The 15,386-nt window shown below is 54.6% G+C and carries 11 protein-coding genes; 6 read left to right on the top strand and 5 right to left on the bottom strand.

Features of this window, described 5'->3' with window-relative positions:
• Positions 1–13: 13 nt before the first annotated feature.
• Positions 14–853 carry a pantoate--beta-alanine ligase gene (gene panC, locus AC52W5_RS01840; protein WP_495669751.1) on the top strand — a complete coding sequence of 280 codons (840 nt, stop codon included), beginning with the start codon at positions 14–16 and terminating at the stop codon, positions 851–853.
• A 116-nt stretch (positions 854–969) separates the two neighbouring features.
• Here panC and AC52W5_RS01845 read toward each other — a convergent pair whose 3' ends face one another.
• Positions 970–1,593, bottom strand: coding sequence for an Aq_678 family protein (locus tag AC52W5_RS01845; RefSeq protein ID WP_495669752.1), 624 nt, complete (start codon positions 1,591–1,593; stop codon positions 970–972).
• A 490-nt stretch (positions 1,594–2,083) separates the two neighbouring features.
• Here AC52W5_RS01845 and AC52W5_RS01850 point away from each other — a divergent pair, with 490 nt between their 5' ends.
• Positions 2,084–2,860: a Crp/Fnr family transcriptional regulator gene (locus AC52W5_RS01850; RefSeq protein ID WP_074973592.1), complete on the top strand. Its 777-nt coding sequence runs from the start codon at positions 2,084–2,086 to the stop codon at positions 2,858–2,860.
• A gap of 89 nt (positions 2,861–2,949) precedes the next feature.
• On the opposite strand, the gene AC52W5_RS01855 is transcribed toward AC52W5_RS01850, so the two are convergent.
• Complete coding sequence (locus tag AC52W5_RS01855) at positions 2,950–5,790, bottom strand: aconitate hydratase (RefSeq protein ID WP_495669753.1); 2,841 nt, start codon at positions 5,788–5,790, stop codon at positions 2,950–2,952.
• A 96-nt stretch (positions 5,791–5,886) separates the two neighbouring features.
• The gene (locus AC52W5_RS01860; RefSeq protein WP_495669754.1) at positions 5,887–6,651 is read right to left on the bottom strand and encodes an SDR family oxidoreductase; all 765 of its coding nucleotides are present in this window, start codon (positions 6,649–6,651) and stop codon (positions 5,887–5,889) included.
• 445 nt (positions 6,652–7,096) lie between these two features.
• On the opposite strand from AC52W5_RS01860, the gene AC52W5_RS01865 reads away from it, so the two are divergent.
• Both AC52W5_RS01865 and AC52W5_RS01870 read left to right on the top strand, forming a co-directional pair.
• Positions 7,097–7,825: an esterase/lipase family protein gene (locus AC52W5_RS01865; protein ID WP_074973705.1), complete on the top strand. Its 729-nt coding sequence runs from the start codon at positions 7,097–7,099 to the stop codon at positions 7,823–7,825.
• Between the two features lie 10 nt (positions 7,826–7,835).
• A complete protein-coding gene (locus AC52W5_RS01870; protein ID WP_495669755.1) occupies positions 7,836–9,338 on the top strand; it encodes a hypothetical protein in 1,503 nt (500 codons plus the stop codon).
• On the opposite strand, the gene AC52W5_RS01875 is transcribed toward AC52W5_RS01870, so the two are convergent.
• The gene (locus AC52W5_RS01875) at positions 9,316–10,767 is read right to left on the bottom strand and encodes a bifunctional 2-methylcitrate dehydratase/aconitate hydratase (RefSeq protein ID WP_495669756.1); all 1,452 of its coding nucleotides are present in this window, start codon (positions 10,765–10,767) and stop codon (positions 9,316–9,318) included. The two genes, AC52W5_RS01870 and AC52W5_RS01875, sit on opposite strands and share 23 nt — an antisense overlap.
• Positions 10,768–11,006: 239 nt before the next feature.
• Here AC52W5_RS01875 and AC52W5_RS01880 point away from each other — a divergent pair, with 239 nt between their 5' ends.
• Entirely contained in the window at positions 11,007–11,558 is a 552-nt protein-coding gene (locus AC52W5_RS01880; RefSeq protein ID WP_495669757.1) for a hypothetical protein, read from the top strand.
• A gap of 11 nt (positions 11,559–11,569) precedes the next feature.
• Entirely contained in the window at positions 11,570–12,247 is a 678-nt protein-coding gene (locus AC52W5_RS01885; RefSeq protein WP_495669758.1) for a hypothetical protein, read from the top strand.
• A gap of 97 nt (positions 12,248–12,344) precedes the next feature.
• On the opposite strand, the gene AC52W5_RS01890 is transcribed toward AC52W5_RS01885, so the two are convergent.
• Entirely contained in the window at positions 12,345–13,700 is a 1,356-nt protein-coding gene (locus tag AC52W5_RS01890) for an SIR2 family NAD-dependent protein deacylase (RefSeq protein WP_495669759.1), read from the bottom strand.
• Positions 13,701–15,386 lie beyond the last annotated feature (1,686 nt).

The raw sequence follows: 15,386 nt of genomic DNA on the forward strand, positions 1-15,386 counted from the left end.
TATCTAATCTGAGTTGGACGTCATCACGGATATTTCACCGTTACGAACGCGCCTCAGGGGCGAGTCCTCCATTGCCTTCGTGCCGACGATGGGCGGGTTGCACGAGGGGCACTTGTCCCTGATTCGCGTTGCCCGGCAGCATCGGAAATGCGTAGTCGCAAGCATTTTTGTGAATCGCCTGCAGTTTGCCCCCACTGAGGATTTTGACCGATATCCGCGCACGCTGGAGCAGGACTGCACGCTTCTCGAAGAGCAGGGCGTTCACGTCGTGTTTGCGCCGGAAGAAAGAACGCTTTATCCCGCGCCGCAAGAGTTTACGGTGGAACCCTCCCCCATCGCAAACATGCTGGAAGGGAAGTATCGTCCCGGCTTTTTTCGGGGAGTGGCAACTGTCGTGCTGAAGCTCTTCAATATCGTGCAGCCGCAGACGGCGGTGCTCGGAAAAAAAGACTATCAGCAATTGCACATTGTACGCGAACTGGTGCGGCAATTTAATTTGCCCATAGAGATCGTTGCAGGCGAAACAGTTCGCGCCCCGGACAACCTGGCATTGAGCTCGCGTAACCGCTATCTCAGCAATGAGGAGCGCGCCGAGGCAACCCGGCTGTATCAGGTGCTATCGCAAGTTAAGCGGGAGATAGAAGGCGGCAATCGCAATTTTGCCGGACTGGAGGAAAACGCGATGAAAACTCTTGTCTCCCACGGCTGGAACGCCGATTACGTCTCGATACGCGAGAGAGATACCTTGGCGCCAGCCCAGCCTAGGGATGGGAATATGGTAGTGCTGGGAGCAGGCCGCCTGGGTAAAACCCGGCTGATCGATAACCTGGAAATCATCCCGAAAAAGGAATAGAGGCGCTGAAAGCCGACTCAGCGATTGGCACGCTGCTGCCCCCAGTTCTTCCCACTATACCCCTGCTTTGCCAGCCCTTGGAACTTTGAAAGCTCTGCTCCACCCCAGGCAGTTTTTCACTTCGGACAGTTTGCTATACATCTCTCTTCTATGATTTTCCTGCCCCCACAGCCCAGAAAGCAGGCATCCTGCACCGACTGACACCCGCATTCCACTTCACACTGCTGGTAGCGCAGCCGATCAAATTCCCGCATACGATTCGGCCTGAGGGGAGGCGGTTGGTAGAAAAAAGGAGACGAGTAGCCCAGGCCATAATAAGGTCCTCCTCCCCAGCCCCACGGCGAACCCCACCCCCAGGGATAGCCACCCCAGCCCCATGGGTACCCCCCCATCCCCCAGCCCAGTGTGGCGCGTCCCCAGCCGGAGTATCCGAACTGCATTCGCCGGCGGTATGTATCAAGCTCATCGTCATAACGCTCGACGGCTTTTCTATATCTCTCTTCAGCCAGGGGTTCGATGCGCTTCAGGCAGGTCTGATATGTCGATTGACAGCTTTGCTGGCACATCTCCAGCTTTTGCGTGCATTTTTCAAGGCAAACGATACCTGTCGGATCGGTTGGGGGTTCGTACCGATGGGTGATCTGATAGCGGGGAGAGAAAACGGTGCAGCCAGCCAACCCCCCGACCAGGTTGATCAGGACTATTGCGAGCTTGACCGGATTCGTACCCATAAACTTCATTGCTGATCTTCGTCAATATCGGAGGTAAGCCCCTATATCATACTCTTACTATACTACTTCACACTCTCGCGCACCGTTGATTCGTCATAGATAAGTGCGCGAAAAAGTAATTGATTGGAAACATCTTTTTCACGTCTCTGTTTGGAGACATCAAATAATCCTGAAAAATCAAGCAATTAATCACAGGCAATAGAGGCCTGTTGCCGGCAAGCAACAATGCGATAAGGGTTTTATTCTTCAGCTTTCCACATAAGCCATTGTTTTAACATCTATTCCAATATTGGCACGATAACTGCTTATATTCACGGTGATACCGTAGGTCGGCTTGCGTCTGCTGAAAATAAGCCAGGAGCTGTTACCGATCCAGTTCGAAAAGAGAAACCCGCAAGGAATACCGATAACGGTTCGCCCAGCGCCGGACAGTGTGTCAACAGAGACATGAGTAAGGCATATTCTGGCGATACAGCCTGACATGAGGAGGAATATTGTGATGCTTTCACCGCACAGCCCGAAGCAAAACCGACTTCTTGCCGCCCTGCCACCGGAGGACTACGCGAGACTGCTCCCTTATCTTGAATTCATGCCCATGCCAGTGGGACAAACAATCTATGAACCGGGAGCGATTATTACTCATTCATATTTTCCCACCACAAGCATCGTCGCACCGCTTTACAGCGTGGAAAGCGGCGCATCGGTACGTCTTTCAATCATTGGCAACGAGGGCCTGACAGGTATCTCGTCATTGCTGGGAGGCACCAGTACGCCTGCCGGGGTCGTGGTACAAAGTGCGGGCAGTGGCTATCGCATGAAAACCGGTGTGCTGAAAAAAGAATTCGATCGACAGGGGAAATTACAATATCTGGTACTGCGCTTCACCCAGGCCCTGATGACCCAGACGGCGCAGAATGCGGTTTGCAACCGGCACCATAACATAGAGCAGCAGTTGTGCCGCTTCCTTTTGATGAACCTCGACCGGTTGCCCGGCCATGAACTGCAAATGACACACGAGCAGATTGCCGTCATGCTGGGGGTGCGGCGGGAGAGCGTGACGCAGGCCGCGCTCAAGCTGCAGACGATCGGTGCAATACAGTATAGCCGCGGACATATAGCCGTAATGGACCGTGAAGAACTGGAAGATTCCGTATGTGAATGCTATTCCGTGGTAAATGACGAGTATGACCGGCTGCTATGGAACCACTCCATTGTCGAGCCTGCTCAAACTTTTACAAAGAGGGATACAAACGAAGAGTTGTCGCCGGTAAGCTGAGGAGAGCCCCGGGTTGCTCGGCAAGAACCGGTTTTCCTCCCCGACCCAAGTTCGAGCCGAGTCACCCGGCCTTCGCCGCATCTTTGTATTCACGCCTTCATGAGTTCACGAAGAACATAAGGCAATATACCCCCATGCTGGTAGTAGTCGATCTCTATGCCGGTATCTATCCTGCACAGCAGGTCGATTTCCCGGCGTGAGCCGGTATTGTCGCGTATAACAAGCGTTACATCCTGCTGCGGGCGGATGCTGCTCAACCCCTCGATGTCGAATGCTTCATTTCCCTGAATACCGAGCGATTCCACGCTGTCGTCGCCTTTGAACTGTAGCGGCAGTACGCCCATGCCGATCAGGTTGCTGCGATGGATGCGCTCGAAACTTTTCGCAACGACTGCCTTGACCCCCAGTAGCTGTGTTCCCTTTGCCGCCCAGTCGCGGCTCGATCCGCTGCCATATTCTTCTCCCCCGAATACCAGCGTGGGGACGCCGTCTGCAACGTAGCGCATGGCCGCATCGTAGATGCTCATCTGCTCGCCATCCGGCTGATGCAGGGCTATACCTCCTTCGCTGCCGGGAATCATCAGGTTTTTGATGCGCACGTTGGCGAATGTTCCGCGCATCATGACCTCATGATTGCCGCGCCGCGCTCCATAGCTATTGAAATCAGCCCTGGATACACCGCTTGCGAGCAGGTATTTTCCCGCCGGAGAAGTATCCTTGATACTGCCGGCAGGACTGATGTGGTCGGTCGTTACCGAATCTCCGAAGATGGCAAGTGCCCGCGCGTTCCGGATCTCGTTATGCGGGCGGGGTTGCAGCGAGAAATCCTGGAAAAACGGTGGTTCTGCTATGTAGGTCGATTCCGGCCAATCATAGACTTCCCCTGAAACAGACGCTATATCATTCCATAACGGATGATCCTGGGTAAGATTACTGTAGAGCCTTCGGAATGTTTCCCCGTTTGCTGCAAATTTCATCAGGCTCTGGATTTCGTCATCTCGCGGCCAGATATCAGCCAGCCATACCGGCTGACCATTCTCGCCATATCCGAGCGGCTCAGCTGTCAGATCCTTGAGCATGGTTCCCGCGAGAGCATAGGCAACCACCAGAGGGGGCGAAGCAAGGAAGTTCGCACGAATATTCGGGTGAATTCTAGCCTCGAAATTGCGATTGCCGGAGAGGACCGCGGCGCAAACCAGATCATTGGATACCACCGTTTCTTCAATCGGCACCGACAACGGGCCCGAGTTGCCAATACATGTGGTACAGCCATAACCGGCAAGATTGAAGCCAAGCTTATCGAGATAGGGCAAAAGGCCTGTTTCCCGGAGATACTCCGTCACGACACGTGACCCGGGTGCAAGCGATGTCTTGATGTGACACTTTACCGCGAGCCCTTTTTCCACCGCTTTCTTTGCCAGCAGGCCAGCGGCAAGCAGTACGCTGGGGTTGGAGGTGTTGGTGCAGGATGTAATAGCCGCAATCAGGATATCCGCGTGCGCCAGATCGAAGAGGCCGTTTGCGTCATACACAGGAGCTTCAGCCGGAGTCAGAATAGGCCTGTTATTGACCATTTCCGTGATGTTTCTTTCAGTCCCCGGCCTCACGGCTGCCGTGTTCCGCTCTGCGCTGGCGCTGTCGACCACCTCTGCGCCGGCGTCAGACTCTTCGCTGCCATGCACCTTGTAGCGAAGTTTCAGTGCGGCAGCATCCCTGCCGTAACCTCCCTGCGTGACAGGCCGTGAAAAGAGTTCTGTAAAACGAGTCTTGACATCGCCAAGCTCGATCCGATCCTGGGGACGCCTCGGCCCGGCGAGAGAAGGCTTGACAGTGGAGAGGTCGAGCTCCAGCTCGCGCGTGTAGTCGATCTCACCCTTGCGTGGAACCCCGTACAACTCCTGAGCCTTGAAATAAGACTGGAAGGCCGCGACCTCTTCTTCGCTTCGCCCGGTTCCGCGGAAATATTCCACAGTAGCGTCATCGACCGGGAAAAAACCCATGGTGGCGCCATATTCAGGTGACATATTTCCGATGGTGGCGCGGTCGGGAACCGTAAGCGATGCGGTCCCCTCGCCAAAAAATTCCACGAATTTGCCCACCACACCGGATTTACGCAGGAGTTCAGTAACCGTCAGCACCAGATCCGTTGCCGTGACACCCGTGGAAAGCTTGCCCGTGAGGTTCACGCCGACAACATCGGGAGTCAGAAAATAGACTGGCTGCCCCAGCATGCCGGCCTCAGCCTCAATCCCGCCAACACCCCAACCCACCACACCTATTCCGTTGATCATTGTGGTATGTGAATCCGTACCTACCAGGGTGTCGGGATACAGAATGCCCTCTTTTTCATGCACTCCCCGCGCGAGATACTCGAGATTGACCTGATGCACGATGCCGATGCCGGGCGGAACAACCTTGAAAGTATCGAAAGCCTGCATGCCCCATTTTATGAACTGGTAACGCTCCCGGTTACGGTGAAACTCCATTTCCATGTTGAGCTTGAGCGCGTCACCGGTGCCGTAGTAATCAACCTGCACCGAATGATCGACCACCAGATCAACCGGCACCAGGGGTTCGACCATCTCGGGGTCCTTGTCCATTTTTTTTGCGGTGCTGCGCATTGCAGCCAGATCGACCAACAGGGGCACCCCGGTAAAGTCCTGCAGCACGATACGGGATACAACAAATGGAATCTCATCCAGCCGGGGCGCGGTCGGTTGCCAATCGGCCAATCTTTTTACGTGCGCCTCGGTCACCTTCCTGTTGTCACAATTGCGCAGGACAGACTCCAGCACGATGCGAATGGAGACAGGCAGCCGGGAGATTCGGCCGAGTCCCGCTGCTTCCAGAGCTGGCAGGGAATAATACTTTGCCTTTTTGCCCGTAGGCAGCGAAAGCTCTTTCAGGGTATTGAACAGGTTATGGGCCATAAATACACTCCTTGAAAAATTTCTGCATCTTCATGATGCCGCTCATGGACATCGATCTTGCCGGACGGATCCTGCCAGGACTGCTTCCGCCGGCACTTATTGCTTTTCCGCCCTGTATTCTTCAATGTCTGCTTCAATGACATTTTCAGAAAAACTCCGGTACGCATTTCCGATACGTTGAGCCATAGGGTCGGGAAAAAGGTGAAAATCCCCTGATCGCAGCGCAGTGATTATACCTTCTGCAACGACAGAGGGAGGCGCAGCGGTACCTGCCAATCCGGCAGTACTGCTCATGTCGGTTGCGATCAGGCCGGGATGTACACTCAGTACCGCCGTACCCTGCCGTGCCAGCAGCTCGCGCAATGCCTGGGTAATGGAGTAGGCAGCGGCCTTGGATGCCGAATGCGTCGCAAAATTTGAAGCGCACTTCAAGGATGCAACTGAATTGAGCTGGATGAATGCGCCTCCTCCGTTTTTTGCGAGAATGGGGGCGAAGGTTTGAGCCATGCGAATGAGTCCGTACACATTGATCTTCATTGCCATCTCAAGCGCATCTATTGCACCGGCATCCAGCGGGGTTGAGGTCTTGAAAATCGCCGCGCTGTTGACCACCACCTGAACATCCGGGGCTCTGTCACCCAATGCTGTGATGCTTTCCGGCATGGTCAAATCCAGATGAACTGGAATCACCATGTCGCCAAAGTGTTCCAGCAGCGGATTGGCGGAATCGGGGTTGCGCACCGCTGCATAGACTTTCATCGCCCCATGATGCAGCAGCGCCTCGACAATCGCCTTGCCTATTCCACGATTTGCTCCTGTCACAAGAGCGGTCTTTCCGCTGATATCGTATGCTATTTTCATTTTGCGGCTCCTCGCTCAATACACCGCTCAAAGCGGGTAAACAGCACGGCGGTCGAAATCACGTTCAGAACTCCAAGGTACACTCCAGGACCGGTCCTCGTCCCGATCCGGCTTCCGATTGGAGTTTAATTCCCTCATCAAATTATATTCCCCTTAGGAAGTGACTGAACATGTCATTGTGGATTTACTTACATCGGTAAAACCGTGTCTCCGGGTCAGATTTGGCAGGCATGTCACAAAATATTCAGGTCCGATGATACCGGCGAGATCACGTCATGTTGATTGCATAAACATGGCCCGATGCAGAATGCGGAATATCCTATAATATGAAATAAGGTGGCAGGATATCGTTGCCGCGTATCGTGGCGCGATGAGTTGACAGACGCAGGCAGCAGTGCGACTGCAAGCTTCATTGGATGCGTTCATTTATTGCGAGCATGGTTACATGACAACTCCAACGGTGGTGCTGTTGCACGGCTTTCTCGGCTTCTCGCGGCGGGGACCCATAGAACAATTTCGCGGCGTGGAAAAGGCATTAGGCCGCAAAGATATCAGACCCCTTATACCGGAAGTACCGGGGGCTGGAACCATAGCGGAACGCGCGGAAATACTCGCAAACAAACTTTTCCGCGGACGCGCGCCAGTTTTTGCCCTGGTCGCACATAGTATGGGCGGGCTCGATGCCCGGTATCTCATCAGCCACCTCGACCCGGACCGGCGTGTAAAAAGCCTGCTCACTGTTTCCACCCCGCATCGCGGTTCGCCCCTGGCACAATGGTTCCTCGAAGCCAAAGGACCTGTTCCCGCCTGGATTCGACACATTGGCAATCCGGCGCTCGCCGAACTGACTCCCGCCGCATGCGAAGCAATACAGATTCCGGACCGGCCGGATGTAGCCTATTCCTCCTATGCAAGCCGCCGCCCTTTAGAGGAACTTCCTTTCTGGCTTAGGCCCTATGGCAAGGTAATGCCGGAAGATAACGATGGCATGGTTCCCGTGGCCTCTGCCAGATGGGGAAAGTTTCGGGGGACACTGCGGGCCGACCATATCGAGCTTCTGGGCTGGAGTCTGGCCCTGCCGGACAGGCAATCTGCACGGCCTTTCAATCATCGCCAATTCTGGATCGAGGCTGCGAATCAAGCAATCGCTGCAGCAGAAGGTAAGGAAAGTTGAAAAGACGTGTATGGATCCGAACGCGGGCAAAAAATGGGACATGCACTGGTACGATTGGCTGGTATTTGCGGTACCAACGATCTTCATCGTGAGCCTGGGGCTGGAATCCGCGTTTGGGACAACCCCGGGTCCCGGTACAGCCGCCCACCGCGATTTCCGTGCAGTCGCGCACTGGTTTGACCCGGTCTTCTTCCAGTACAACCTTATCATGACCCTGGTGGCGGTTCTGGTTGTGCCATCGCTCGCCTTGAGCTACACGATGAAGATGGCGAACCGCAAGGAACGCCGTTTGTACCGCGACGTTCCACCCGAGCGGCGCGGTGAAATCCGCCAGCGGATGGGACGAAGGGCTTCCTTTGGCACCTACAGGGGAAGCGTCTGGCTGACTACTGTCGTCGTGCTGCTCGGCAGTTCCATTCTGCTGCTGTTCAAGCCCGTTTCCTCCTCCTGCGAGCTCGGTGTGGATTTCAGTCTCGGGGCAAACATGCTGACCATGGGCCCCTTCATGGAGCTGTATGAAACAAATCGCGATTCCTATTATTCCCACCTCGTCCGCAACCTGACGGCTTTCCAGTTCGGATTCCTCGGTGCTTACGTCTATTTCATCGGCTCCGTAGTCCGTGCCTACTTCACGATGGACCTGACTTCCAATACGTTCGTCGATGGCACCATCCGCATGATTGTCGCAAGCCTGCTGGCGCTGGTACTCTCCTTTGCGTTCGATCTGCTGCTGCCACACGACGTGATTGCGCCCTCGACTGCTGCACCCTCCGACGTGAATGCCGCAACGCCAGCGCCTCCAACGCCTCCTGCCGGTGAGGAGCCCAGAGAAGTCACATCTCCTGAAGGATCAGGCAATGGCGAAAAACTGCTTTCGAAACAGGAAGTCCCCTTCCCTGCCAGATTGAGCCTGCTGCCCCTTGTTGCTTTTTTTCTCGGTTTCTATCCGAAACGGGCTGCGCTCGGAATTGAGCGGATCGTCGTTAAACTGACGAGAGAAATCATCCCCGCGATGAGCTACCGCGCGCTGCCGCTTTCCATGCTGGCAGGAATGAGCTACTCGCACGAATTGAGACTGGAGCGGGAAGGATTCGATAATATCGAAAACCTCAGCAATGCTGACCCGGTGGATCTCGCGATACGCACGTGCTTCAGCTATAGCCAGTTGAAGCAATGGATCGATCAGGCCTGGCTGGCCTCCCATCTGCGTGAAGATTATCCCGGCTTCGCGCAGCGGACAGGCATCACGAACAGTGAGGAGCTTCACTGTTTTTTCTCCACCTGCGACGTCTCACATACCGACGGGGTGGAACAATTGCTGGTCGCCCTGTCAGCAGACACGGCAACTATCGCTTCGTGGAGATTGAGGCTCAATACTCTCCGGATACTGCTGAATACAAACTCTTCCCCGCAGGAGAACGAGCACGATCTTACCGAAAGGGAACACAGAGCGCCTGATATTACGCGTCCCGAAGCAGGAACTGGCTCACCTAAATCACAAACAGATCGATAAACTCGTGAACCGGCATCGCTTCCAGTCTATTTTGATCACGGCAGGCGTTCATGATTGCCTCGCACCGATGGGCCGGGAAACGGCGCGCAAGATTGATTCTGAACTTTTCTTCCAGTAGCGGAATGCCTTCGCTTCGGCGCAGCTTGTGGCCGATGGGATACTCCACCACCACTTCCTCCAGTTTACTGCCGTCCTTGAATTCCAGTGTAAGACCGTTTGCAATGGAACGTTTTTCAGGATCGTAATAATCCTTTGTAAACTGCGGGTTCTCGATGCAGATTATTTTGTCCCGCAATTCATCGATGCGTGGGTCAGCGGCCACGGCATCCTCATAATCGGCGGACGTAAGCCTGCCGAAAATAAGCGGCACCGCAACGATATACTGCATGCAATGGTCGCGGTCGGCTGGGCTGCTGAGCGGACCCTTCTTGTCGATGATACGGATTGCGGCTTCGTGGGTACGGATCGTTATTTTCCGGATATCGGCAATCCGATCCTTCACCCGCGGGTATAGTTGCATCGCACACTCCGCCGCCGTCTGGGAGTGGAATTCGGCGGGGAACGAAATCTTGAGCAGCACATTTTCCATCACATAGGAACGCCATCGTTCGATGGGCCTCTGGAATTTGAAAGGCTCTCCCTTGAACAGCACGTCGTAGAACCCCCAGGTTTTCGCGGTAAGTGCTGAAGGGTAGCCTGTCTCCCCCTTGAGTGTGATCAGCGCGAGCCATACTGCGCGGCTGGTAGCATCCCCTGCGGCCCAAGATTTGCGCGAGCCGGTGTTGGGCGCATGACGATACGTGCGCAGCGCCTGCCCATCCACCCATGCTTGGGAAAGCGCGTCAATGATCTGGTCGCGGCTGCCGCCTAACAGATGCGTTACGACGGCAGTGGAGGCGGCTTTAACCAGCACCACATGATCCAGTCCCACCTTGTTGAAGCTGTTTTCCAAGGCGAGGCAACCCTGAATCTCGTATGCTTTTATCATCGCGGTCAATACATCGCGCATGAGCGGTCGCTGCCTCCCGCTCGTGGCACTGCGCGAAAGCCAGTCGGCTACAGCCAGTATGGCGCCAAGATTATCCGATGGATGGCCCCATTCCGCAGCCAGCCAGGTATCGTTGAAATCGAGCCAACGAATCATCGTGCCGATATTGAATGCCGCTTCCACCGGATCGAGCTGAAACCGGGTACCGGGAACCTTCGCGCCGCCCTCAGCTTCGGCAGCGCCGGCCACAAGCGGCCCAAGCAGCTTGGTGCAGGCGGGATACACAAGGGCTTCCATGGCGCACCCCAGGGAGTCCATCAGGCAGTGCCGGGCGGTAGCGTAAGCCAGATTGCTTTGGATATCCCGCCCCACGACGTAATCTGCAATGTCGACCAGAACCTGGTCAGGTTGGGGGCGGACGTTGAAGGACGCGGATGACATGGGCACATATTATAGAGGAGCCCGCGCCTCCAACAAGGAGAGTCTGTGCGGCGAAAGAAGAAGCTGCTCTTCCTTCTTGACGTTGAATTATTCAAGTATGACAACCAAAGCGCCGGTGATGCGTTATATCCGCATTAACATCGATCCAGCCAGAATTTTTTTTGCTCATGGAACGGTCCAAGTCATACATAGAAAGAGAGGAGTGATTTCAATGGCTGGAATCGCAAAGTGAGACTGGCATGAAAAAAATGGGATTCATGTACGCTTTCCTCATTTTACTCGGATTGTTTTCGGCACCCGCGGCATGGGCGGACAAGGGGGGTCACTACGGGGGTCACTACGGGGGTCACTACGGGGGTCACTACGGGGGTCCCTACGGGGGTCCCTACGGGGGTCACCACCATGGGGGCCATTGGGGCAACCCCGGATTGGCTTTCGGACTGGGAGTATGGGGCGGCTATGGTCTGGGTTATTACGGAAGAGCGCCCTACTATCCGCCTTATTACCGCTACGGACCACCTTACGGTTACGCGCCCTACGGCTATCCGGCTTACGGGTTTTCCCCCTGGTATGGCTACACCCCCGGCTACGCGTATCCACCTATGGCGCCACTGGTCGTAACGCCGGCACAGCCCCCTGTTTACATCCAGCAGCCACCGGGGATCCAATCCCAACATCAACCGCCGGCGATCAGTTACTGGCATTATTGCCGCAATCCCGAAGGCTATTATCCCTATGTCAAAAATTGCACTGAAGGCTGGCTGCAGGTAGCGCCTCAACCTGATCAATGAGCGGAACCATCATGATCCAATCCATATTCAGGAAATCCCTGGTTTCAGATAAAGTCCGGTGGGCGGAGTTATTCCCGGAGTTGTCCCCGAGGTTGTGCCTCCCGCTGCTCGTGCTCGCTTCGCTCACCGCCTGTGTCGGTATGCCAACAGGTCCCAGCATGATGGCCCTGCCGGGCACAGGAAGAAGCTTCGACGAGTTCCGCTACGACGACTACCTCTGCCGGCAGTTTGCTTATGACCAGGTTGGAGGAAATACACCGAGTCGCGCTTCGATATCCAGTGGAGTGGGAAGCGCCGCCGTAGGTGCTGGAGTAGGCGCTGCGGCTGGCGCTGCTCTGGGCGGTGGGCGCGGCGCAGCGATCGGGGCCGGTACCGGCGCGTTGGCAGGAAGCCTGGCTGGCATCGGTAGTGCGGGAGCCTCGGGTTCGATTTCCCAGGAGCGTTATGACGCCGCCTACGTGCAGTGCATGTATGCCAAGGGACATCAGGTGCCGGTATACGGCCAGGTCACGAACAGCTATCCAGGAGGTCGTTACACCTCCCCTTCTTATCCGCCTTATTCCTCTTCCTACCCCCCTCCGCCGCCCGGGCCGCAGGGAACAGTGAGCATACCTCCGCCACCGCCCGGCGTTCCTCCCCCACCACCACCAGGGAAGATACTGAGAAGCGTTCAACCTCCCGGGCGTTAATATCGCAGAAAGCCGGAAAATCCGAGGGCTGGGCGCCTATTAATAGAATAGGACGCCAATGATTCCAGTACAGTTATCGCCTAAATCGCAGTGCACGTCATTGCAGCTGCCGGATCAACCCGGGTAATTCGGTGAAATCATCGAACCAAACCGGTCGCACACCAAACTCAAGATATTTGGCGGACTCGGCTTCGATCTCGCTCCTGTCCGGCTCCTTTCCTTTCCGGTCTCGCGGCCATTTCAGCAATGCATAGTGATAGCGCCCCGGGTATTCCGCGAAGGCCTCACGCAGGAGGTCGTTCATCGCTTCATCGGCAAACGAACATCCTATATAAAGCGCAATGCGCTCAGGATTCGCCAGAAATCCGTCGTAGACCGCTTCCAATATCCTTGATCGCGGCCCTTTGTACGTCGTGAGGTACTGGGAAGTGGAAAATACAAAGCGCACATTCGTGATCATGAACAGCCGCCGCGACGTAAAACCGTGAAGATGAAAGATAGGCTCATGCCATGAACTCTTCTGAGCGAGTTCATCCGGATTGCCCCGCAGCTTGTCACCCTTCATCGCCCAGGCGGCGTGCGGGATTTTCTGCTCCGCGAGCGCTTCCGACATCAGTGCATCGATATTGTAGGTGATAATTGAATCCCATCCGGGAAACAAACCAGGACCGCGCACGGGTACCTCTTGCGCCTGCGCCAGTTCGGCAATAACCCGATGGACTTCGCTTGGCTCTTTCGCACGTGTATAGATGATTTTCGTGAGCAAGCGAAAAAGGTGCTGGCCGCAAAGATCGTAGCAGACCTGCGCCCCGTGCATGAGCGTCTCGACATCGGTTGAAGAATCTTTGGCCTTGACCTCGGCAAGGACGTTCCTCGCGGTTTGTTCCTGCTCAGCCGTATAGCGCTTCACTTCGCTCACGCGTTGCTCGAAACGCCAGGTTCCCGTTCCGCCCGTGCGCACCGTGCCGTCGGGAAGAAACTCGATAGGCGGCTGAGCCGGATTGTCAGCGGCGGGAACGGACTCGTAGAACTCCAGACCCTTGTCGAGCGTTTCCTCCAGCATCAAACGCACCAGTTCGGGCCAGGAGGGCGCCCCTGCGTCCATCGAGACCCCTGCCCCCAGCACGAGCGATAACGTGCTCGAGCCACGAATCAAGCGCAGGAGCCCGAGATCGAAATCCCGCACCTGCCATCCCAGGCGATCCCGAATTTCATCCACATAGGGTAGCGCCCGTCGCACCTCCAAGCGGATATCCGGCAGCGGTTTGGATAAGGGAGACGGGCTGCCGCGGTAGATCCCATTGATGTAGCTTTCAAGTTCCAGAAGAGCAGCAGCGGGATCATCATCGGCTGCAAGTTGCGTCAGCAGCGCATCGTTGCCGCCATGCAGCGCTTTCTCCCAGTCAGAGTGCTGCTCTGACGAATGAGGGATCAGGGATGGGTTCAGCGGCATTTCTGCTTCCTCAGTGCTTAACCGATGTTTTTAGCTACGATGGAAGAAATGTCATAAATTTCTTTTCCGCACGGCAAGGCATTACCCATATCAATATAGTTCATTTCCTGATCGAACTTGATGCCCTCCATTTATCTTGCCCTCTCGTGAACCAGGGATTGGATGCCTCACTGCGCGGGAATTAGACAGTATTGTCTGCACTAAAGGTATGAGTCAGGTAGCCCCGATGCATCGCCGATTAATAGGTAAAAGGTATCACGGGAAAAGCTCATCAATTTGCAAAGCGACACACTGCAAGTTCGGCTACCAGATTAAGCAGTCCTACCTTGTATTTAATTTTGTTGAACACTACTCATGGGGTTACCTCTTTGTGCTTTCGCGTAGTGACTCGAGTCATAGCATACCCGGCATTCCAATCCTGCATGACCCAATCTGCCCAAAGTCACTGGACACATTCAGGCCAAGGTAGCTTAGATATGCTGCGCCCCCAAGGCTATAAGGACGGCACACCGAGTAGACTTGGAAGCCAAGTTGATTGCAAATGCCTAGCTGCAGATGTCCGCCAATTGTAGGGTTATCGGAATTCTCGACTTCATCTGATATCACATTCTTAGGTGCCCTCCACCACGATATATCCTTCAACCTCTCTCTTCGAAAGGCTTCGATGTTTTTCCTTATCCTCGACTTATCAGGCGCCTAACAGGAGGACAAGTCATCCCCTTGATCGTCTGGGTGTTTTTCTAATTTATATTCCAGTTCGCCCTGATTGATTGAGGGGGTGAGGTAGTACATCTTCAGCTTATGTTCCACCGGACAGAAGCCAATGATCGCAACCTCACACTCTGCTCGCTTGCATGCAACAACTCCAAGTTCCTTTACATAAAGCTGCAAAAGTTTAAGTGCAAACTCGGCTATGTCATCCAGTGCGGGGGGAATAGCAATAGATATTACACTGGTGAGACATGTGGATAGCGCAGAGCTCAATGTAAGTCCAACGATTGAGTTTCCCGCATAGGCAACGCCGACAGTGTCGAATTGAAGAATCCCTGCGGCCCGGGAGCATAACAATGAACTGGTACAGAGAATATCTTTGGGCTAGATTCGGACAGAGTGGTTTTGGTAGCGGTCGTTATCTTGCTATCGCCACAAACCCAAACAGAAGTATGTGAATTCTCTTTGTTGAACCAGCATGCGATGGTTGTCATTTTTTGTTGAGTATTTGAGTATATTGGTTAAGTTGATCGCACCCTTGCGCGTTGGTCAAACGACAGATGATACATATAACGCTGTGAATGACCGCTTTAGACATGAGCCGACCCGACACCAGTTTTTTTGCCATCTTAGCGTTTTCGCGAAATTCTCCCGGAGCTATAGGCGCTGGATTCAATGGGCTTGGCGCCGTGACTACAACAGCATCGACCACAGCATTGAACTATCAAACTCTGGCGGAATTCGCAGTTAAGGGTTGATGTGCCCCCGGTAGTAGTGCCAGGGGCGTTCTAGCAAAGTCCCAGTTTTGACCCGCCCCCGAAATCAGTACCGGTCTAAAATGGAAAATTCCGGCTCTGACCCTACCCCGATAAACCGTACCATTTAAAAGTAGAATTTCCGGCATGATTTTTACCTTTTTGGAAAGGAGTCATGACGTGAAGAAAAGCAAATTTACCGAGCAGCAGATTGCGTTTG

This window comes from Nitrosospira sp. CT (assembly GCF_059489795.1).